This window comes from Flavobacterium hungaricum (assembly GCF_015182285.1).
GTDB classification, from domain to species: Bacteria; Bacteroidota; Bacteroidia; order Flavobacteriales; family Flavobacteriaceae; genus Flavobacterium; species Flavobacterium hungaricum.
In genome coordinates, this window is the sequence record NZ_PRDM01000001.1 from 310,395 (window position 1) to 332,876 (window position 22,482).

General features: G+C 35.4%; 18 protein-coding genes. 3 read left to right on the forward strand and 15 right to left on the reverse strand.

The window, feature by feature from the left end; all coding sequences use genetic code 11:
* Positions 1 to 467: 467 nt before the first annotated feature.
* The 3 genes from lysA to gltB form a co-directional block, all read right to left on the reverse strand.
* The gene (gene lysA / locus C4F50_RS01245) at positions 468 to 1,691 is read right to left on the reverse strand and encodes a diaminopimelate decarboxylase (protein ID WP_193844620.1); all 1,224 of its coding nucleotides are present in this window, start codon (positions 1,689 to 1,691) and stop codon (positions 468 to 470) included.
* 697 nt (positions 1,692 to 2,388) lie between these two features.
* Positions 2,389 to 3,846 (reverse strand): glutamate synthase subunit beta, encoded by a 1,458-nt coding sequence (locus C4F50_RS01250; RefSeq protein WP_193844621.1) that lies wholly within the window; start codon positions 3,844 to 3,846, stop codon positions 2,389 to 2,391.
* Positions 3,847 to 3,971: 125 nt separating this feature from the next.
* On the reverse strand, positions 3,972 to 8,489 hold the full coding sequence (gene gltB, locus C4F50_RS01255; RefSeq protein WP_193844622.1) for a glutamate synthase large subunit: 4,518 nt from the start codon (positions 8,487 to 8,489) through the stop codon (positions 3,972 to 3,974).
* Between the two features lie 416 nt (positions 8,490 to 8,905).
* Here gltB and sucC point away from each other — a divergent pair, with 416 nt between their 5' ends.
* On the forward strand, positions 8,906 to 10,099 hold the full coding sequence (sucC, locus tag C4F50_RS01260) for an ADP-forming succinate--CoA ligase subunit beta (RefSeq protein ID WP_031453708.1): 1,194 nt from the start codon (positions 8,906 to 8,908) through the stop codon (positions 10,097 to 10,099).
* 194 nt (positions 10,100 to 10,293) lie between these two features.
* Here sucC and C4F50_RS01265 read toward each other — a convergent pair whose 3' ends face one another.
* The 4 genes from C4F50_RS01265 to C4F50_RS01280 form a co-directional block, all read right to left on the reverse strand.
* On the reverse strand, positions 10,294 to 10,752 hold the full coding sequence (locus tag C4F50_RS01265; RefSeq protein ID WP_193844623.1) for a DUF1456 family protein: 459 nt from the start codon (positions 10,750 to 10,752) through the stop codon (positions 10,294 to 10,296).
* Between the two features lie 165 nt (positions 10,753 to 10,917).
* Positions 10,918 to 11,952 carry an aminotransferase class I/II-fold pyridoxal phosphate-dependent enzyme gene (locus tag C4F50_RS01270; RefSeq protein WP_193844624.1) on the reverse strand — a complete coding sequence of 345 codons (1,035 nt, stop codon included), beginning with the start codon at positions 11,950 to 11,952 and terminating at the stop codon, positions 10,918 to 10,920.
* 1 nt (position 11,953) lies between these two features.
* On the reverse strand, positions 11,954 to 12,964 hold the full coding sequence (locus tag C4F50_RS01275) for a dipeptide epimerase (protein ID WP_193844625.1): 1,011 nt from the start codon (positions 12,962 to 12,964) through the stop codon (positions 11,954 to 11,956).
* 28 nt (positions 12,965 to 12,992) lie between these two features.
* On the reverse strand, positions 12,993 to 13,793 hold the full coding sequence (locus tag C4F50_RS01280) for an alpha/beta hydrolase (protein WP_193844626.1): 801 nt from the start codon (positions 13,791 to 13,793) through the stop codon (positions 12,993 to 12,995).
* A 57-nt stretch (positions 13,794 to 13,850) separates the two neighbouring features.
* Here C4F50_RS01280 and C4F50_RS01285 point away from each other — a divergent pair, with 57 nt between their 5' ends.
* A complete protein-coding gene (locus tag C4F50_RS01285) occupies positions 13,851 to 14,252 on the forward strand; it encodes a TerB family tellurite resistance protein (protein WP_193844627.1) in 402 nt (133 codons plus the stop codon).
* On the opposite strand, the gene uvrB is transcribed toward C4F50_RS01285, so the two are convergent.
* The 4 genes from uvrB to rlmF form a co-directional block, all read right to left on the reverse strand.
* Positions 14,249 to 16,240, reverse strand: a complete 1,992-nt coding sequence (gene uvrB, locus C4F50_RS01290; RefSeq protein ID WP_193844628.1) for an excinuclease ABC subunit UvrB — start codon at positions 16,238 to 16,240, stop codon at positions 14,249 to 14,251. The genes C4F50_RS01285 and uvrB overlap by 4 nt on opposite strands.
* A 260-nt stretch (positions 16,241 to 16,500) precedes the next feature.
* Complete coding sequence (locus tag C4F50_RS01295; protein WP_193844629.1) at positions 16,501 to 17,433, reverse strand: alpha/beta fold hydrolase; 933 nt, start codon at positions 17,431 to 17,433, stop codon at positions 16,501 to 16,503.
* Positions 17,434 to 17,514: 81 nt separating this feature from the next.
* Entirely contained in the window at positions 17,515 to 17,748 is a 234-nt protein-coding gene (locus C4F50_RS01300) for a uroporphyrinogen decarboxylase (protein ID WP_193844630.1), read from the reverse strand.
* Between the two features lie 145 nt (positions 17,749 to 17,893).
* The gene (gene rlmF, locus C4F50_RS01305) at positions 17,894 to 18,841 is read right to left on the reverse strand and encodes a 23S rRNA (adenine(1618)-N(6))-methyltransferase RlmF (RefSeq protein WP_193844631.1); all 948 of its coding nucleotides are present in this window, start codon (positions 18,839 to 18,841) and stop codon (positions 17,894 to 17,896) included.
* Between the two features lie 171 nt (positions 18,842 to 19,012).
* On the opposite strand from rlmF, the gene C4F50_RS01310 reads away from it, so the two are divergent.
* Complete coding sequence (locus C4F50_RS01310; protein ID WP_193844632.1) at positions 19,013 to 19,714, forward strand: hypothetical protein; 702 nt, start codon at positions 19,013 to 19,015, stop codon at positions 19,712 to 19,714.
* 11 nt (positions 19,715 to 19,725) lie between these two features.
* Here the strand turns inward: C4F50_RS01310 and C4F50_RS01315 are convergent, their stop codons facing one another.
* From C4F50_RS01315 to C4F50_RS01330, 4 genes are all read right to left on the reverse strand, one after another.
* The gene (locus C4F50_RS01315) at positions 19,726 to 20,388 is read right to left on the reverse strand and encodes a thiamine diphosphokinase (protein WP_193844633.1); all 663 of its coding nucleotides are present in this window, start codon (positions 20,386 to 20,388) and stop codon (positions 19,726 to 19,728) included.
* A 275-nt stretch (positions 20,389 to 20,663) separates the two neighbouring features.
* Positions 20,664 to 21,116: a DinB family protein gene (locus tag C4F50_RS01320; protein ID WP_193844634.1), complete on the reverse strand. Its 453-nt coding sequence runs from the start codon at positions 21,114 to 21,116 to the stop codon at positions 20,664 to 20,666.
* 19 nt (positions 21,117 to 21,135) lie between these two features.
* Positions 21,136 to 21,621, reverse strand: coding sequence for a GyrI-like domain-containing protein (locus C4F50_RS01325; RefSeq protein WP_348536968.1), 486 nt, complete (start codon positions 21,619 to 21,621; stop codon positions 21,136 to 21,138).
* A gap of 8 nt (positions 21,622 to 21,629) precedes the next feature.
* Positions 21,630 to 22,451: a DUF4249 family protein gene (locus C4F50_RS01330; RefSeq protein ID WP_193844635.1), complete on the reverse strand. Its 822-nt coding sequence runs from the start codon at positions 22,449 to 22,451 to the stop codon at positions 21,630 to 21,632.
* Positions 22,452 to 22,482 lie beyond the last annotated feature (31 nt).

Genomic DNA, 22,482 nt, shown 5'->3' on the forward strand with positions numbered 1-22,482 from the left:
AGTAAAAAGCTCCAGCGGAGCATAAATATTTATAGCAATTATGTACAGCGTAGATTTCAAGCTCCAGAGGAGCGGTATATTTTTAAAGAATGATGTCGCTCCGCAGGAGCTTTTTGTACATGGAAATAAATAGTGCTATAAATATTCAGCTCCTCTGGAGCTTTCACCGCAACACACACACACACCGTAATAGCGTAGTATTAAATCAAGTAGATTCAAGATCATGAGAAAAATCCGTTTCAGTCCGTGTTTTCGCGAAGCGAATCTGGGTTATCTGCGTTCTATGTTGGCGACTTGCTTTAAGTGGCTTCTCCCGTCCCGAGCCTTCGGGATCGGGATCGCTCAACCTGGCAATATCTCAAAATAAAATGTATTCAATCTGCAAAATCTGCGTGAAACAAAAAATAAAAAAATCCCGCCTCAATTAAGAAACGGGACTTCGCATGATATTCTCTTTTTTTCTATTGTTAAACCGTAGCGGCAACTTCTTGCGGTAACGGAATTTGATTTTTAAGTAAATCTTCAAAAGTTTCGGCTTGGCGAATCAAGATTCCTTGTCCGTTCATCCAAAGAACTTCGGCTGGTTTGTATCTTGAATTGTAGTTCGAAGACATTGAGAAACAGTATGCTCCTGCATTTCTGAAAGATAAAATATCTCCTTCAGTAATTTCTTGAATTCTACGGTTGTTTGCAAAAGTATCCGTTTCGCAAATGTATCCTACAACTGAGTAAAAACGCTCTTTTCCTTTTGGGTTAGAGATGTTTTCAATATGGTGTGAAGATCCGTACAACATTGGACGAATTAAGTGGTTGAAACCACTATCAACTCCAGCGAAAACTGTTGAGGTTGTTTGTTTTACTACGTTTACTTTTACTAAGAAATGACCTGCTTCACTCACCAAGAATTTTCCTGGTTCGAAAATTAAGGTTAAATCTCTACCGTATTCTGCACAGAAAGCATTGAATCTTTTAGATAATTTTTTACCTAATTCTTCAATATCGGTTTCGATATCGTCTTTTTTGTAAGGAACTTTGAATCCGCTTCCAAAATCTAAGAATTGTAAATCTTTGAAGTGTTTTGCAGTATCAAACAAAATTTCAGCAGCATACAAGAATACTTCGATATCTAAAATATCAGATCCTGTGTGCATGTGAATTCCAACAATACTCATTTTTGTATTCTCAACAATTCGTAAGATATGCGGAATCTGGTGTACAGAAATTCCGAATTTACTATCGATATGTCCTACAGAAATATTAGCATTTCCGCCCGCCATTACGTGCGGATTGATACGAATACAAACTGGAATATGTGGATGTTTTGTTCCGAATTGCTCCAGAATAGATAAGTTGTCGATATTGATTTGTACACCCATTGCGGCAACTTCTTCGATTTCTTCTAGAGAAACGCCGTTTGGTGTAAAGAAAATTTTGTCAGGATCATAGCCAGCATGAAGTCCTAACTGAACTTCCTGAATTGATACAGTGTCTAAGCCAGACCCCATGTTCTTTAATAACTGAAGAATCGCAACGTTAGACAATGCCTTCATGGCGTAATTAACTCTTAAGTTTTCTACTTTAGAGAAAGCTTTAGTTAATCTATTGTACTGAGATTGGATTTTTTCGGCATCGTAAACATACAATGGACTTCCAAATTGGTCTGCTAACTGCAGTAAATCTTTTGCTTGCATTTTTATAAACTATTTTGAGCAAAGTTATTACTCTTTTGTGTATCAGCAAATAAATTGTAGAAAAATAACAAATTATAACAAATTGTTTTATTTTAAACAAAAAGTCGCTGTTTTTGAGATTTTGTAACTCCTTTTAAGATGCTAAGGTTCTATCCCGAGGCTTCGGCACTAAGATACTAAGTTTTTTTGCCACGAATTCACGAATTTAGTTAATTCTTAAATTCTGTTGCAATTGTTTTTTTGCTACATATTATACCGATTAAATGGATTTTTATCCCAATTTTTAAAAGAAGCCAAATGTTTGTATTTAGCCCCGATTACTTCACTAAAAATATATTTTAATTTGTATTCAGTGAACTACGTTTGAGGCGGTATCCTCGAATCCCGATGACTATCGGGAGGAGAGATATAGCCGAAAGCGGGAACTGTGTTTATAAAAATGCCAATTGTGATGCTTGAAAATAGGGAAATTTTTTTACCGCAATTGCACAAATTTAATTTTATATTTTTTGCAAAATGTATAGAAAATATAGAAAATTCATGAATTAGTGGCGAAAAAATAAAAAACAAAACCCCTGAAAATCAATTCAAGGGTTTGTTAGTAGTTATGTTGTTATCGGAATAAAGGTTTGTAATTTTCATTTTAGGAGAGAAAACCTCCCGAAGCCTCGGGATAGCCTCTCAGTACCTTAAAAAATTATAGACTTGGTAAATCTCCTTTTCCTTTAGTAGGCAGGTTGGTAGATCCCATAAGGAATAAATCTACTTCTCTTGCAGCTTCGCGACCTTCTGAAATAGCCCACACGATTAATGATTGTCCACGGCGCATATCTCCAGCTGTGAAGATATGAGGAACGTTTGTTTGATAGTTATGAGCTTTGTAATTGCTTCTCATATCGGTTTCGATTCCTAATTGCTCGCTTAACGTTTTTTCAGGACCTGTAAATCCAAGCGCTAACAAAGCCAATTCGCAAGGCCAGATTTTCTCAGAACCTTCTTTTTCGATTAATTCAGGTCTTTGTCCCGGTGTCATTTTCCATTGCACTTCAACGGTTTTTAATCCGGTTAATTCGCCTTTATCGTTTGCTATGAATTCTTTTGTATTGATTAACCAGTTTCTGTCGCAGCCTTCTTCGTGAGAAGAAGATGTTTTTAATTGCAGCGGCCAGAAAGGCCAAGGAGTTGACTCGCTTCTTCCAACTGGAGGTTTTGGTAAAATCTCAAAGTTAGTAACCGATTTTGCACCGTGTCTGTTAGAAGTTCCGATACAGTCAGAACCTGTATCCCCGCCGCCAATTACGATTACGTTTTTGCCAGTTGCTTTTACCTGATCTGGAATAGATTCTCCGAAAACCACTTTTGTCTGCTGTGTCAAGAAATCCATTGCCTGAACAACGCCTTTACTGTCAGAACCTTTAGTAGTTGGCAAACCTCTTCTTTCTGTTGCACCACCGCATAAAACGATAGAATCGAAAGCGTTTAATTCGCTTACGCTAAAGTTTACACCAACGTTTACATTTACTTTAAAAGTGATTCCTTCTGCTTCAAGGATTGCTACACGTCTGTCGATAATTCCTTTTTCTAATTTGAAATTCGGAATTCCGTAACGTAATAAACCTCCAATAGCATTGTCTCTTTCAAAAACAGTAACCGTGTGACCCGCTCTGTTTAATTGCTGTGCTGCTGCAAGTCCTGCAGGTCCAGAACCAATAACGGCAACTGTTTTACCTGTTCTTGTTGCAGGTATTTGCGGTTTGATCCAGCCTTCTGCAAAACCTCTTTCGACAATGTTTTTCTCGATGTTTTCGATCGCTACAGGATCTTTTATGATTCCTAATACACATGATTTCTCACATGGAGCAGGGCATAAACGTCCTGTAAATTCTGGAAAGTTATTGGTAGACTGTAAAATCTGCAATGCACTCTGCCATTCTTCCTGATGTACCATATCGTTGAAGTCCGGAATTAAATTCCCTAACGGACAACTGCTGTGGCAAAAAGGAATACCACAATCCATACATCTTGAACCTTGTTCTTTTATTTTATCTTTTGCTAACGGAATAGTAAATTCGTTGTAGTTAGAAACACGTTCTGCTACTGCTAAGTTACTTTCGTCGGCTCTGCTATATTCTTTAAATCCGCCTATTTTACCCATGACATTTTTAATTAAATCTAAATGATTAAATCTCAATTTTTAAATTCCAAATTCCAATCCTTCGACTCCGCTCAGGAAGACATCGTAAATAAATCTAAAATCTAAAATCTGAACTCTAAAATCATTTATCCAGCTATTAATTCTTCTATTTTTTTCTCTTCTGCAATTCTTTGTAATGCTTTTTTGTAATCAGTCGGCATTACTTTTACGAAGTGCTGTTGTTGATTTTCCCAGTCTGCTAAAATTCTTTTTGCTAATGGACTGCTGGTGTACAGTGAATGATTTTTGATTAGTCGTCTTAGTTTGATAACGTCTTCTTCTTCTATTGGGTCAAAGGCAACCATTTCCATGTTACATAAAGTCGAATCAAATTTCTTGTTTGGATCGTAAACATAAGCCACACCACCGCTCATACCAGCTGCGAAGTTTCTTCCTGTTTTTCCTAAAACAACCACTGTACCACCGGTCATGTACTCGCATCCGTGATCACCAATTCCTTCTACAACCGCAGTTGCTCCAGAATTTCGTACACAAAAACGCTCACCGGCCATTCCATTAATATACGCCTCTCCCGTAATAGCTCCGTAAAGGGCAACGTTTCCGATAATGATGTTTTCTTCAGGTTTGAAAGTTGCAGTAGGAGGTACTTTGATAATCAATTTTCCTCCAGAAAGACCTTTTCCTAAATAATCATTACAGTTTCCGTGAATTTTAAACGACAATCCGTTTGTTGCAAAAGCACCAAAACTTTGTCCGGCAGAACCTTCAAAATCAACTAAAATAGTGTCATCAGGTAAACCTTGTGCGCCGTATATTTTTGAGATTTCATTACTCAAAATCGCACCTACAGAACGGTCTGTATTTTTAATTTTAAAGGTAACTCTTGTTTTTTCTTTTCTATAAATAGACGGAATCGCTTCTTTAATGATGTCAAAATCCAATACATTTTCAAGTTCGTGGTCTTGTTGTGTTGTATTGTGATTTGGAACATGTTTCGCTTTTTCTGGTTTGTATAGAATAGAAGACAAGTCTAAACCATTTGCTTTATAATGTTTGATCGCTTTGTTCACATTTAATTTTTGTGATTGACCTACCATTTCTTTTAATGTTCTGAAACCTAATTGCGCCATGATTTCTCGCAGCTCTTCAGCAATAAAATACATGAAGTTGATTACGTGCTCTGGAGTTCCTTTGAAATTCTTTCTCAATTCAGGATCCTGAGTTGCAATACCAACCGGACAAGTATTTAAGTGGCAAGCTCTCATCATGATACAGCCAGAAGCTACAAGCGGTGCAGTTGCAAAACCAAATTCTTCAGCTCCTAATAATGCAGCGATCGCTACGTCACGACCTGTTTTTAACTGTCCGTCACATTCTAAAACCACACGGCTTCTTAAATCATTTAAGATCAAAGTCTGCTGAGCCTCAGCTAAACCAAGTTCCCACGGAATACCTGTGTGTTGTAATGATGTAAGTGGTGCAGCACCCGTTCCTCCGTCGTAACCAGAAATTAAGATAACGTCAGCTTTTGCTTTGGCAACACCGGCAGCGATGGTTCCAACTCCAACTTCAGAAACTAATTTTACGTTTACACGAGCTTCACGGTTTGCATTTTTCAAATCATAAATCAACTGAGATAAATCCTCGATAGAGTAAATATCGTGGTGAGGCGGAGGCGAAATCAAACCTACATAAGGTGTAGAGTTTCTGGTTTCGGCAATCCAAGGCACCACTTTTTCTCCAGGAAGCTGACCACCTTCACCAGGTTTTGCTCCCTGAGCCATTTTGATCTGGATTTCTTTAGCGTTTGTCAAATAGTTGATCGATACGCCAAAACGTCCCGAAGCAACTTGTTTGATGGCACTGTTTCTAGAATCTCCGTTAATTTCTTTCTGGAAACGTTTTGGATCTTCTCCACCTTCTCCAGAGTTACTTTTTCCGCCAATTCTGTTCATTGCAATCGCTAAATTCTCATGTGCTTCTCTCGAAATAGATCCGTAAGACATTGCACCAGTTTTGAATTTCTTAACGATTTCTGTCCAAGGTTCTACTTCATCAATAGAAATTGGATCTAAATTGTTGAACTCAAATAAACCTCTAATCGTCATTAAGTTTGAGCTTTGCTCGTTAACGGCATTAGAGTATTCTTTATAGCTTTCAGGGCTGTTTAAACGAACCGCTTGTTGCAATTTAGAAATAGTGGTTGGGTTAAACATGTGTTTTTCGCCACCGCGTCTCCATCTGTAAATACCTCCAATTTCAAGAGAAAGCAAGTTTGCAATTTTTGAATTTGGAAATGCTTTTTGGAAACGTTTTTTTACTTCTTTTTCTACTTCCATCAAACCAATTCCTTCGATTCTTGAAGGTGTGTACGGGAAGTATTTAGATGTAAATGTTTTGTTTAAACCTAAAATCTCGAAAATCTGAGCAGCTCTGTACGAATGTAACGTCGAGATACCAATTTTGTTCATGATTTTTACGATTCCTTTTGCAATCGCTTTGTTGTAGTTTACAACAGCGTAATCTGCTTTTACTCCGGTAATAAAACCTTGCTCAACCTGATCGTAGATGATTTCGTTTACCATGTAAGGGTTGATCGCACTTGCGCCGTATCCGAACAATAAAGCAAAATGATGCGGTTCACGAGGTTCTGCAGATTCGATAATGATTCCGAATTTAGAACGAACTTGTAAAATATTCAAAGAGTGGTGAATATATGAGCAAGCCAATAACATCGGGATTGGAGCTAATTCTTCGCTTACGCCTCTGTCTGAAAGAATGATAATATTACATCCTTCAGAAACCGCTTTGTAAGTTGCCTGAACACATTTTTCAAGTGCACGCTCTAAACCGTTAACTCCTTTTTCTATTTTGTATAAAGTAGAAATAGTAGCCGATTTGAAATCTGCGTGATCGATATTTCTAATTTTATCCAAATCCTCATTAGAAATAACCGGATTTTGGATTTTTAGTTTTTTACATTGTTTCGATTCAATTTCGAAAATATTGAAATCGCCGCCAATTGCTAAACTGATGTCCGTAATGATTTCTTCACGAATACCATCCAAAGGCGGGTTGGTAACCTGAGCAAATAATTGTTTGAAGTAGTTGTACAACAATTGAGGCTGGTCTGACAATACTGCCAAAGGCGTATCGTTACCCATAGAACTGATGGCTTCAGCTCCTTGACCTCCCATTGGGTTGATGATTGTTTTTAAATCTTCAATTGTATAACCAAATAACTTTTGTCTTGTTACAAAATCTAATTTCTCAACAGGAGTTGGATTGTTGGTATACGGAATTTTCGATAAAGGCAATAAGTTTTCGTCAATCCATTTTTGGTAAGGACGTTTTGTAACTATCGCTTTTTTAACTTCCTCGTCTTCGATGATACGGCCTTCGTTCATATCAACCAAGAACATTTTTCCTGGCTCTAAACGTCCGTGCTGAATTACGTCTTCTGGATCAATGTCTAATACACCAATTTCAGATGACATAATTACGAAGCCGCTTTTTGTTAATGTATAACGAGAAGGACGCAGTCCGTTTCTGTCTAGTAAAGCACCAATTACGTTTCCATCTGTAAACGGAATTGAAGCAGGTCCATCCCAAGGCTCCATAATACAAGCGTTAAACTCGTAAAATGCTCTCTTTTCTGCAGACATGGTCTGGTGTTTTTCCCAAGCTTCAGGAACAACCATCATCATTGCCTCAGGAAGAGAACGGCCTGTCATTAATAAAAGTTCTACCACCATATCCATAGAAGCAGAATCTGATTTTCCTTCTAAGATAATTGGGAATAATTTTTTGATATCATCGCCAAAAACTTTGCTCTGCATAAGCTCTTCACGAGCACGCATACGGCTTACGTTTCCGCGAAGTGTGTTGATCTCACCATTATGACACATGTATCTAAACGGCTGAGCTAAGTCCCAAGATGGGAATGTATTGGTAGAGAAACGCTGGTGTACAAGCGCAAGACGCGTAACCAGGTCCGGATCTTTTAAATCTATATAATAACGGCTGATGTCTTCCGGCATCAATAGACCTTTATATATTATAGTAGTGGTCGATAAACTAGTAAAATAAAACATGTGGCTTTCTGAGGTTTTAGATCCTCTTATAGCGTGTTCTGCAATTTTTCTAGCTGCAAAAAGTTTTGCATTAAATTCTTGTTCAGTTAATTCTTGACCGTTTTTAGAAACGAAAACTTGTTTAACTGTTGGTTCTTTTTCTGCGGCAATTTGTCCTAAATTTTCAACGTCAACAGGTACGTCTCTCCAACCTAAGATCTTTAAATTCTGATCTTTAATTGTTGATTCGAAAGCATTCATGCAAAAAGAAACCTGGTTTTTGCTTTTTGGTAAAAAAACCATTCCTACTGCATATTCACGCGTTTCAGGGATTTCAAAGTCACATACTTTCTTAAAGAATGCATGTGGGATATCAAATAAAATTCCGGCTCCGTCGCCAGTTCTTCCATCAGAACTAACGGCACCACGGTGTTCTAACTTTATTAAAATGTCCAATGCTTTGTGAATGATGTCGTTAGATTTAATACCATTCAAATTACAAATAAATCCTGCACCACAATTGTCGTGTTCAAATTCAGGCAGATAAAGCCCTTGTTCTTTAACTCTCATTCTTGATATTTTTTTTACAAAAATAAAGATTTCGTTAAACATAATGTAGTGAAATTATCTATTCACTTTCATTTTTATAGTAATATTAGAAAAAGGGTTCTTAAATGATAATATTATCGAAGAAACCATTGCGAATTATCAAAATCATAATTGGGAATAAAATATATTAAGAAAAATCGTCGTAACGCCAATAAAACCTATGAATTATTTGTTAAATATCAAACGTTTTAGAGGATTTGTGTTAACATTAACAAATTGTTTCGGTAACGATTTGTTTGCGTTGAAAAATAAGCAGCCGCTAAGAACAAGGAGGTGATATTATTTAATTGAAAAAGATTTTCCTATTAAGTTGAATTTTGCTACTTTTGTCGCACTTTTATTTTGAAATAAATTCAGAATCAGACAAATTCTATATTATGAACATACACGAATATCAAGGAAAAGAAATTTTAGCAAGTTACGGAGTACGCATTCAGCGCGGAATTGTAGCTAACAATGCAGTTGAAGCTGTAGCTGCTGCAAAACAATTAACTGCCGAAACTGGTACAGGATGGCATGTAATTAAAGCACAAATTCACGCAGGTGGACGTGGAAAAGGCGGCGGTGTTAAATTGGCTAAAAATCTACAACAAGTTGAAGAAATTGCAGGACAAATTATCGGAATGCAGTTGATTACTCCTCAAACTTCTGCTGAGGGTAAAAAAGTAAACAAAGTTTTAGTTGCTGAAGATGTTTACTATCCTGGTGAAAGTGAAACTTCTGAATTCTATGTTTCTGTTTTATTAAATAGAGCTACAGGACGCAATATGATTATGTATTCTACTGAAGGTGGAATGGATATCGAAGAAGTTGCTGAGCACACTCCACACTTAATCTTTACTGAAGAAGTTGATCCTTCTGTAGGTTTACAAGGTTTTCAAGCAAGAAGAATTGCTTTTAATTTAGGCCTTTCTGGAAATGCTTTTAAAGAAATGGTGAAATTCATCGACGCATTATACAATGCTTACATTGGTTCTGATGCTTCGATGTTCGAAATCAATCCAGTTCTTAAAACATCTGATAATAAAATTATGGCTGTTGATGCTAAAGTAAATATCGATGATAATGCTTTATACAGACAACCAAAATATGCTGAAATGAGAGATATCCGTGAGGAGAATCCAATCGAAGTTGAAGCTAAAGAAGTAGGATTGAACTATGTTGACCTTGACGGTACTGTAGGATGTATGGTAAACGGAGCTGGTCTTGCAATGGCAACTATGGACTTAATTAAATACGCTGGTTTCGAGCCTGCTAACTTCCTTGACGTTGGTGGAACTGCTGATGCTAAACGTGTTGAAACTGCTTTCAGAATTATCTTGAAAGATCCAAACGTAAAAGCTATCTTAATTAACATCTTTGGAGGAATCGTTCGTTGTGACCGTGTTGCTCAAGGTGTTGTTGATGCTTACAAAAACATGGGTGACGCTATCAATGTGCCAATCATTGTTCGTTTGCAAGGAACAAATGCTGAAATTGCAAAAGAATTAATCGATAATTCTGGTATGCCAATCTTATCAGCTGTTCAATTCCAAGAAGCTGCTGACCAAGTTAAAGCTGCTCTTTCTTAATTAAATAAGAAATCAATTTATATAGAAAATCCCTTCGATATTCGGAGGGATTTTTTTTTGAGATTTTTAAACCCAAAGTCTGCAAAGCTATTGGTTTAAAAAAGCCACGAATTCACAAATTATTTTTATAATCTTTGAGAATAAAAATTCGTGAATTCGTGGCTAAAAAATTTAGCGCTTTTTGCGGTTAAAAATTATTTCTTATTCTTACCGTTTTTGTAAACTACCTTTTCTACTACCTGAATTTTTGGTGCAGCAGGTTTTTTCTTAAAAGGTTTTTTAGCTGCAGGACCAGTTTTAGACGGTGCTTTATCACCTCTTGATTTTTCAGCATCTTTAGCGCTTGCTTTAAATTCAGGTCTTTCTTTAGAAGTCTCTTTCTTCGGAATTTCTGCTTTATGTTTGGCTAAAACATCTGTTGGATTTTTAGGGTTTTCTTTCGTTCCTCTTAAATGAATTACTAATCCGTTTAAGAAATTGCGTAAAACCTGATCGCCGCATTCCATATAATTCGGATGGTCTTCGGCTCTAAAAAAAGCACCCAGCTCTGATTTTGAAATTCTAAAATCTACCAATTCCAGAATTTCAACTATTTGATCGTCACGGAGCATCAAAGCCACGCGAAGTTTTTTAAGTATATCGTTATTTGTCATTTGTCTTTTGTTTCAAGTTTTATTATTTCAGGTTTCAAATTCCTGAAATGTGTATTATATTCTACAAAGGTAATTTTTTCGACACGAATTCACGAATTTTTATTCAGTTGAGCCTTTAAATTTAGTAAAACGACTTGGTGAAGCTGGATTAAATAAAATTCGCGCTTATTTCTTAGGATTATAATCATTTAAAACACCAGCCAATTTTTCTAAATCTGTTTTTAAATGATTCGCTGTTACAACAATTCGATTGAGTGGTTCTGCCTCTTTGCTGTACTTAAAACTCGCAATAACAATATTCTTTTCTTTTAATTTTTCAACTAATTGCTTTGATAATAAATAAATTAAAGGATAACTTTTATCAAATAGAATAGTGTCATTTTTAACTAAAATCGAATCAATATAATTTAAGTTGTCTAAAAGTTTTTGATGTTGAGTTTTGTAAATTTCGTCGGCATCAGAGAGCGTCTGTACAAAAGCAGGATTCATTCCGGCAGCGCTTGTAAAAGTTTCCGTTTCTTTAATCTGCGAAATAAAATCATGATCGCCGGCAATAACACCGCCTGTTAAACCAAAGGCTTTTCCAAGTGAAGAAACCATGATTTTTCTTTTTATCGGAAAATCAATAGAAGAATAAATTCCCGAACCTTTTTTGCCGATAATTCCGAACGAATGCGATTCATCTACAATCAAAGTAATTTCTTTATGATTAGGGATTTTATTTAAAAAGGAAAGAGCTGCAGGTTGTGTTTCGAATGAAGGAACACCATCAGTAAGAATGGTTATTTTTTCGGTTTTAGAATCTAATAATCGATTATTAAGTTTTCCATTTTCAAACACAGGAAGACTTTTATTTATTGTAATCGCATTGTGTGTATTATTTAAATGGAAAAAAATATCGGATTTACTTTTCATTAAATCAACAACTAATTTTCCTGCCAGCATTCCAGACGAAACTGTTACAGCACTTTCAGAACCAATGTGCTGCGCCAGAAACTTTTCACCAGAATCATAAGCGCTTAATTGAATATTGGCAGCTCTTGAACTTCCGTAAGTGGTTCCCCATTTTAGAATATTCTGAATTACTAATTCTTGAAATTTTTTATTAGTGGGAAGTCCCAAATAGGCAGTGCCTCCAAAATACAAAAACTGTTTTTGGTCAATTTCGATTATTCTGTCTGGAAATTGATTGACTATCATTTTAAAGCAATGTAACTCCGGTTCCGTTTAAATCTGAATAACTTACAACACCATCTTTTATAGTAACTCCAGTTGCAATATCTTCTGCCAAAAGAAGTGCACCGTCCATGTCAACATAATCCAATTGCGGGAGTAAATGTGCGATTGCAGAAATACCGACTGTAGACTCGGTCATACAGCCCACCATTGTTTTTAAGCCTAATTTTTTAGCTTCTTCAATCATACGTTTTCCAGAAGTCAGTCCGCCGCATTTTACAAGCTTTACATTTACGCCGTGAAAATGGTTGAAACATTTTGCAACATCTTCTTCTATAATACAGCTTTCATCGGCAATTACAGGCAGAACAGAATGTTTAAAAACTTCTTTGTGAGCCTCCCAGTTATCGGCTTTCATGGGTTGTTCGAGAAATTCGACTCCCAGTTTTTTTAGTTCCAAAGCGTTATTAATAGTTTCTTCAACGCCCCAGCCGCAGTTGGCATCTATTCTAAAAACGGCGTCAGTATGTTTTCTAAGTTCTTTTACAATTTCAATATCTTCTTGGGTTCCTAATTTTATTTTATAAATCGGCCAGGGAAGTTCCTTCATTTTTGAAACCATTTTATCAATAGAAGCAATTCCGATCGTATAATCTGTCATCGGATTTCTTTCGGTTGTATAATTCCACAATTCGTATAGTTTTTTGCCTTTTTTACGGGCATACAAATCATTATAAGCCAAATCTAAAGCGCATAAAGCAAACATATCGTCTTGTAAATAAGGATGTATTTTTGCCCAAAAGACCTCTGGAGTTTCATTATCGGTACTTTCAATAATAGCTCTGATTTTTTCTAAATCCTGCATCATCATGGGAACCGTAATATGATAATAAGGATTTGAAGTTGCTTCGCCGAAACCTGAAAATCCTTCGCTTTGCAATTCTACAATAAGGGAAGGCTGAAAATCAATAGATTCTCTGGAAATCGTAAAAGTGTGTTTTAGCTTTAGGTTGTATTCTCTTAAAATTAGTTTCATTTTGATACTTGTATTTTTTATTTCTTAATTAATAACCAAGCCAAAGAATCGCTTTGACAAATTCATCCCGCCAAAGTTTTTCATTGTGTTCGCCTCCTTTTACAATTTTAGATTTTGTTAAATGAAGACAATAGCATCGTTTGGTGTCTAATAAACGTTCCATTCTATGAAGGTCTTTTACCATATCACCGCTTTCTTTATCGCCGCAAAGAAAATAGATCTTTGTTTTGACTTTGGATTGCTTTTCTGCGAAAGCGTAAATTTCATTAGAGAACCAAAAGGACGGTGAAAAAACGCCCGCTTTCCCAAAAACATCTGGATATTTTAAAGCACCGTAAAAGGAAACTAAACCGCCGAGCGAACTTCCCATAATTGTAGTGTTTTTTGCTTTTGTTTTGGTGCGGTAATTTTTGTCAACATACGGTTTTAAGGTTTGTACAATAAATTCTAGATAGTTGTCGGCATTGCCGTCACCGTATTTTTCGTTTTTAAAAGGAGTGAGTTCTGCAATGCGTTTATCGTTTCCATGTTCGATCCCGACTACAATTACAGGCGCTTTTAAGCTGTCTAGTTTTTCATCAACATTCCATTCGCCGGAATAAGAAGTTTTGGCGTCAAACAAATTTTGGGCATCCTGCATGTAGACAACAGAATATCTTTTTTTGGATTCTGTCGAATAGTTTTGAGGTAGATAAATCCAGATTTTTTTTGAAGTTTTTAATTGAGGAGCTTCAATGGTAAAAGCAGCCACATTTTTTGAAGCCGTGCTTTCCTGTGCTTTTCCTATATAGGTAATTAGTACTAAAAAAAGCATGAAAATCCGCTGCATCTCTCGTATTTTGTATTTTATATTAAAAGCAATATTTTAGCTAAAAATAATAAATTGATGAATACAGAAGCAGAAAAAAGAAGTTTACTTTTAGAAATGATTACGTTTGCCACTGTCGACGGGCATTTGCATAAGCGCGAACTGGAATTTCTGCGTATTGTTGCGCAGGAACTTCAAATCAGCGAAACAGAATTTCAGGATTTATTTCATCAGGAAACAAAACCATTGCCAATAAAATCTGAAATACAGCGCATCAATCAATTTTATCGATTGGCTTTATTGATGCATTGTGATGGAGTTTTACATGAAAAAGAGTTTACAGCATTACAGCAGATAGCATTAGAAATGGGACTAAATCCGTCGGCTGTAAAACGCGTTTTAGAATTAATGAAAAAAGCACCGAATACGGTGCTTGATCCAAATATTATATTAAAAGTTTTTCAGGAACAACACAATTAAGCCAGCTGTTCCTGTAGTTTTTTAATTTCGTCTCTAAGTTTCGCCGCTTGCAGAAAGTCTAATTCTTTCGCCGCTTTTTCCATGGTTTTACGTTTCTCACGAATCATTTTTTCTAATTCTCCTTTAGATAAATAAGCTGTTTCTGGCTCTGCAGCAACAGGAATTGGATGTCCAAGTTCATATTCAACCAACGGGTTTTTGGTAAAAGCACTTTCGATTTTTTTGTTCAACGGCTGCGGAACAATATTGTTTTCTGTATTATAATTGATTTGTTTTGTACGTCTGTAATTCGTTTCGTCAATTGTTCGCTGCATGCTTTCTGTGATTTTATCGGCATACATAATCGCTTTCCCGTTTACGTTTCTGGCAGCACGGCCAATGGTTTGAGTTAACGATTTTCTATTACGCAGAAAACCTTCTTTGTCCGCATCTAAAATTGCTACAAGCGAAACTTCGGGTAAATCTAAACCTTCACGAAGTAAATTTACCCCAATTAAAACATCAAAAATACCTTTTCGTAAATCCTGCATAATTTCAATACGTTCGAGCGTATCTACTTCAGAGTGGATATAGCGGCAGCGAATGTTTACTTTAGTTAGATATTTGGCCAATTCTTCGGCCATTCTTTTGGTTAAAGTGGTAACCAGAACCCTTTCGTCCAATTCGCATCTTACCTGAATTTCTTCAATTAAATCATCAATCTGATTTAAGCTGGGACGAACTTCAATTACCGGATCTAAAAGGCCGGTTGGACGAATAATCTGCTCGACATAAATACCATCCGATTTTTGTAATTCGTAATCTGCAGGGGTTGCAGAAACATAAATAACCTGATTTTGAAGGGCTTCAAATTCTTCAAATTTCAACGGACGATTGTCCATTGCAGCTGGAAGCCTGAAACCATATTCGACCAAGTTTTCTTTACGGCTTCTATCGCCTCCATACATGGCATGTACCTGAGAAACCGTTACGTGACTTTCGTCAACAACCATCAAAAAATCGTCTGGAAAATAATCTAACAGACAGAAAGGTCTTGTTCCGGCTTGTCTTCCGTCAAGATAACGTGAATAGTTCTCAATTCCAGAGCAATAACCTAATTCCCGAATCATTTCGAGATCAAAATTGGTTCTTTCTTCAAGACGTTTTGCTTCAAGATGTTTTCCTATTTCTTTAAAATAATCAACTTGTTTAACCAAATCCTGCTGAATTTCCCAAATCGCACCTTGTAACACTTCTGGAGAAGTCACAAACATATTGGCGGGATAAATGGTCAGCCTTTTAAATTTCTCAATTACTTGAGAAGTCTTAGCATCAAACGATTCTATTTCTTCAATTTCGTCTCCAAAAAAATGAATCCTAAAAGCATCATCTGCATAACTCGGGTAAACTTCGACAGTGTCTCCTTTAATTCTGAAAGTTCCCGGGTTAAAATCGGCTTCAGTTCGGGCATACAAACTCTGCACGAGACTGTGTAATAATTTAGTTCTCGAAATAACCTGATCTCTAAAAACTTCGATTACGTTTTTCTTGAACTCGACTGGATTTCCAATACCGTATAAACAAGAAACCGATGCTACAACCAAAATATCGCGTCGTCCAGAAAGCAGGGAGGAAGTGGTACTTAAACGCATCTTTTCCAGCTCTTCATTGATAGATAAATCTTTTTCGATGAAAACCCCTGTAACGGGCATAAAAGCTTCGGGCTGGTAATAATCGTAGTACGAAACGAAATATTCAACAGCATTATTTGGGAAGAACTGTTTAAATTCTGAATATAATTGCGCAGCCAGCGTTTTGTTGTGCGCCAAAACCAAAGTTGGTCTCTGGACTTCCTCTATAACATTGGCTACTGTAAAAGTTTTTCCAGAACCGGTAACTCCCAATAAAGTTTGATATTTTTCGCCATCGATTACACCTTTTGAAAGCTTTTCGATTGCCTGCGGCTGATCACCTTTTGGACTATATTCTGAGGAAACTTGAAATTTCATATTGTGTGCTGAAAATTTGGTTTTGTAAAGATACGAAGATTAATTGTTTATTTTTTTTGAGTTTTTGCCGTGAATTGCACTAGCATTTTGCCGCAGATTAAACAGATCAAAATGATTTTTTATATGGATTGCCTCCAGCTTAATCTGGAGGCAATTGATATTATCACAAAATTGAAAAGAAAATTCTTTTAAATCTGTGTAATCTGTGGCAAATAAAAAAATATAAAAATTCGATTAATTCGAGGCAAAAGAAAAACACATTATTTCAAAAATTCAATCATAGCGTCGTTTACTATTTTTGATTGATCTATAGACAGAAAATGTCCCGCGTCTTTTATGACTTTAATCTTGCCGTTTACCAAATATTTTTTTACCCTTTCTACACTTTCTGCGCCATTGATAACATCGTGATCACCGACTAAAACCAAAACTTGATTCTGAACCATTCCAAGCTCTTTTTCAGAAAAAGGCGTCATTTTCAACATGCTTGAATTTGATTTCGCATATTTATTCGCCAGATAAAACTGCCTTTTATAGATTGGACTTATTTTTTCAGGATGTGTAGAAAAGGTGCTCAGCGTTTTTCCGAATTTCTTTTCGTTCGGAAAAAGTTTCAACATTAAAGCAGAACTTGTTTTGCCTAGTTTATCGATAAATTGAAAGGTTTGGGCAGGACTTAATAAGATGATTCGGTTAATAGAATTTTGTTTTTGAGAGGCCAAAAGAGTCGTAATCCATCCTCCGCGAGAAGCGCCTATAATATCAAATTTCTTCAATTTATAGTGATCAAAAATTTCGTTGTACCAAATCACGATGTCGTCTGCAGAAAGTGATTTTCCTGTTGATACAGATTTATTGGGCTCAAGTAAAAAATCAATTGCATACACCCGATGGTCTTTGGCTAAAGCCTTAATGTTTGGATACCACATCGTTGAGCTGGCATCCATTCCGTGGAGTAAAATCAGGTTTTTACCGTTTTTCGGACCGCTTATAATAACATGAGCAGTTCCCAGAGAAGTTTTGACATCCTCTTCCGTATAAGGGATATCCCAAAGTTTAAGTGATTTGTTATACGATTTGGTATAAGAATCTTTGTCTTTTTTTGTTTTAAAGCTGTAATCGCTAAATTTCTGTGTAGAAGCACAGCCAACGAATAAAAATAATACAGCAATTTTTAGTGCAGATTTAAGCATAATAGTGAATTAGATTAAACTAAAAGTACTTGAAAAGCGCAGCTGTAGTGTAATATAATTTTGCTTTAAACTATCAAAATTTTAAGATTCTGTCTTCTTTGATAAGTAATAAATCTGTACAAAAGCTAAAATAGCATTTGGAATTATTACCGGCCAAAGCCATTGATTAAAACTGCGGTAATCATTTAGAAAAATCCCATAAATTACAAAGCAGATACAGCCAAACATATTAATAAAACGTATTGTCCTAAGGTTTTTGAGCAAGAAACCGCCAACAATGAAAATAGATGCGAGATAACCAATGTATTCTGCCATTTTATTGATGTTTAATAGTTTGTATTAAATATAGTGAAAGAAGCTTATAAAATCAAAGGTTTTGTATTGAAAAGAATGGTTTGTTATTTTTGAAATTAATGAATTGTTTTCATTTCAATGTTCCGATAGAAATCACCTGATTGTCTTATTTCCAGGTTTTCTGTTCTTGTTCTGTTAAGAAATTCCAAGCCACAATTCTACTCGTTTTTTGTCCTTGCGCCATGTCAATAGTTTTTACTGAAAGAGCATTTACTTTTTTTAGTGTTTTATAGATACTTTGAAGGTTTTCTTTTTTTGAAACTAAAGTTGTAAACCATAAACATTGTGATTTGTAATGTACACTTTCAAAAATCATTTGGGTTATAAAGGCAATTTCGCCTCCATTGCACCATAATTCATTACTTTGTCCTCCAAAATTTAAAACGGGAGCATCAACTTTTTTGTCTTTCGGATTTAGATTTTTGACTTTTCTTAGTGATCCTTTATTGGCTTCTTCGGCAGAAGAGTGGAAAGGAGGATTGCACATTGTAAAAGAAAATCGGTCCTCGGGAGTAATGATGTTTTTAAAAATAAACCTCGATTCTGTCTGCTGCTGCAAACTGATAGAATCAATTAGTTTCGGATTGGCTTCGATAATTTTACTGCAGTTCTCTATTGCTTTTCTATCTGTATCAGTTCCGACAAAACTCCAATTGTAAATGGCATTCCCTAATATCGGATAGATCAAATTTGCACCCGTTCCGATATCTAAACCTAAAATACTGCTTTCAGTTGGAATAGTACCATTATTAGATGCAGCTAATAAATCGGCGATATAATGGATGTAGTCGGCACGGCCAGGAATCGGCGGGCAAAGATAATTTGCTGGAATGCTCCAAAAATCGATATTATAATAGGTTTTTAAAAGTGCTTTGTTAAGTACTTTTACGGCTTTTGGATTGCTGAAATCAATTGTTTCGATTTGATGTTTATTGATTCCAATATATTGTTTCAACTCTGGACAATTCGAAATTAGAAGTTCAAAATCATAACGATTACGATGAAGGTTTCTAGGATGAAGATTGTTTTTTTCGGAATTGTCTTTTGACTGCATTTTGTTTTTATTTTCAAGCAAAGATAGGTATTCCTTTTTTGGTTCCTGATTTTGAAAAAGTAGTTTTTCAATTTTCAATTTTAATTATTTCGTTACATTTATAAAATTCAACAGCAATTCATAACTGCAGATTTTTAAGTAGTGTTTAAAGCGTGTTATTTTGATTAAATTATGTTAGAATACGAGTTTCGTAAAAATGAAATAGGAAGAGACTGCCTCCACATAAAAGGAAAATTAGAAGGTTTAAATGAGCTGGCATCCTGTAGTGTCGACTATTTAGAAGAAATTGTATGCAGTTTGAAAAAAATAATTGACGGAGAACTCGATGAGTATGATTTTGGTTTCGAGATCTATTCAATTGAATGCACAAAAGAAACCTGCAAGGTTATCGATACTTATGAGGAATGGAAAGAAATTGCAGTAATAGGAACTCCAACTCTCTATCAGTTAATGCTGGATATTCGGCAGGTTGTAATAAGTAATACGGTTTATTTTATCGATAAATGTTTGTTTTTTGATGGTGTAAAAACATATGTATTTAAAGAGCAACACTTTGATTGGCTGTATTCTTCGGATTATTCAGTTTGGTCTAATTCGTATGTTGAGATTCATAATAAAAGAATTTACATCATTCAAGAAAATGTAAAAGTCTTGTCTACCTTTAAGTTTTATGAAAAAGCTCAACTTGAATTGTTAGTGGAAAAATACAATCTTAAAATTAAAGAAGAGAACAATATTTATTATGCTTATTATGGAAATCATACTGAAAGGCAGTTCCAAGTTTCTGAAAATGAGCAATTAATTGTAATTTATTGTTTAGAAGGTGAAAGAGGACCTGAAAGCATTTTCATCTATAAGGTTATTGAAAAATAGAACGATGCCGATTAATCAAAACACTCCATCAAAAGTAAATCACCATCAGAATGGGTAATGGTTACAATACCGTCTTGAGAAACCGAATTACTGCTTCCGGTTCTGTAGCCCATTGTCAGCGTATCGTTTTTTAGAGCGTATTTTAAATTTGCCGACGAAATTCCGTTTACCACTCCAATCGGAATTAGTGAAATAGGAGTGTTGGCGGTATACCATTTTTCGAATTTGTTTGGCAGCAGAAATATTTTAGAATGATCGTCTAAAATGACAATTTTAAGCAGATTTCGATAACGTACAATATTGGTAAGATTGGTAATCGTATGATCGGCACGTCTTCCAGTTGCCCAAACGACATTTACGGCCGGAATTTTTCTTTCAATTAAATAATCAAAAGCTTTTTCCAGATCGGTTTTGTCTTGATCTGGAGTATGTACAATTTCGATTGGAAACTGTGAAGTTTTATAAATTTCGGGATCAAAACCACGATCAAAATCACCTAGAAGTACATCGACTTTTATGCCGAGTTCAATCACTCTTTCCATAGCAGAATCAAGAACTACAACTAGCGGAGACCATTCTAACAATTGTCCAAGCAATTCTGGATCGCAGGCCGCGCCGTTAGCAATAATTAAAGCGGGTTCCTGATCGTCGCGAACTATATGGTGTGATGACATTTTTTTTTATTTTAAATTTTAGATTTTTTTGGATTGGAGAATTAGTTAATTAGAAAATTGGACAATTAGAAAATTGGACAATTGGACAATTAGTTATTTAGACAATTAGAAAATTAGATAATTGTATAATCTATAAATTAAATTCTACAATCTAAATTCTACAATCTAAATTCCACAATCTAAAATCTAAAATCTACAATCTACAATCTAAAATCTAAAATCTACAATCTACAATCTAAAATCTACAATCTATCCCGAGGCTTCGGGACTACAATCTAAAATCTAAAATCGAACACCCTTCTGTGGTAATTGATTTGTCCTAGATGATAGGCCAGATGCGTTGAAAGATGAACGAGAAAAAAACCGGTGGTCATTTCTTTTTCAAAAACAAGCTGTGGATATGTCTTTTCTAAATCTTCATTCGTTAACAAATTTAAAGTATTGATAACGATTTCCAAAGTTTTATCTATTTCAGAAAGCAATTTTGTTCTCGGAATGTCTTTTAATGAAAATTCTAAAGGGCGATTTCGTACATAGCCCGCTTTTCCAAGTTCTGCACCAATGTAAGTATTTAGATTCCCAATTAAATGAAGGACTAGATTTCCAGCTGAATTTGCAATTTCGTAATCGGTTTTCCAAATTAGATTTTCATCGGAATATAATTCTATTTCGGTTTTTAGTTTTTGTAAATCTCTTTCAAAAAGAGCAATGAGAGTTTCGGTCAGCATACAGTTTTTTAAGCTTTGATTAGTCTCTGTTTTTTATCGGAATCCAGATTTCTTCTTCAGAGTCTGGGTCGTCTTTTTTATATTTTTCATCCATTACAGCAAAATGAGGCCGGTCGTCTACCGTATATTGGGAATTGGGAAGCCACTCAGTAAAAATGGAATGATAAGTTTTATAACCTTCAGAAGCAGGTCCAAAATGGTTGAAAACAGCATAAAGACCCGACGGAATCACCAATGTTTTCATGTTTGCGGGAACAAAATCAAAATTAGCGACTTCAACTGCTGCCCATTTTTGAAACGTTTCATTTGGATCAAAATCATCAAAATGCGCTTCATGAAAAACTTCTAATGAATATAAATCGGTATTGATCGTATTGCGAATGATTTTTCGTTTTGGCATAAAACCGCTCCATAACTGAAAAGTTTTGTTTTCTATAAAAGACATTTCAATATAGTTTCCAATCAGTTTTTTTTCGGTTAAATTTTTGATTTCGGGTTCCATCATTTTTGGATTTATTCTATAATATATTTTCGTGAGTCGGTTTCACTTAATGAAAAATAACCCAGCGGATAATTGCTCTTATCGGTAGTGTTGATAATGTTTCCTTTAACCGTTGCCGGCGGTGATTGAAACGGCCCGCCTACATTACTGCCCGCAATACTGACTAGAATATTCATATAATTAAAATATTGTTTTGAAATTCCAAAATGTGTTATTTCAATTTCGTTGCCGGGCTTTAAATCTTCTTCATCAGAGGTGCTGAAAATTTCATTTCCCTGATAAAATTTATCATCAGAAACATAATAGCTGGATGTTACTTTGTTCGAATAACCATATTTAAATAAATAATAATTTTCTTCATCACCTGGATCGGTATAAAACGCCTTTACTTCTATATCCTGTCCCGTAAAACCGCCTTCGTTATTTTGTTCCAGTCTTGTTATGGGCGCAACCGATTTTAGTGTTTCTTTTGCTGTATAAGTATTGCCGCCGCTTATTACGGTTAAGGTGTATTCCTCATTAAGCACAGGTTTGAAAGTACCGCATACATAACGTCCTGTTTTTTGTACTTCTAAAAAATTAAAGCGCTCATTTTTGCTGTTTACAATATAAATAACAGCACCAGAAACTACAGGTACGCCACTTTCATAATAGCCTGTGGTTGTGGTTAGTTTTATGGCCTGCTGTCTTCCTGTAGAACCTTTTTCCCAATTAATGGCCGCTTCGATGACCAATTTAGGAGGAGCTGTATCCAGATCAACTTCTACAACTTCTTCACAGCTGCTAAAAAAAACAACTATTAAAGTTAGGATAAATAAACTTGCTTTTTTCATAACAATATCTTTTTTATTTCTTTTTTTAAGA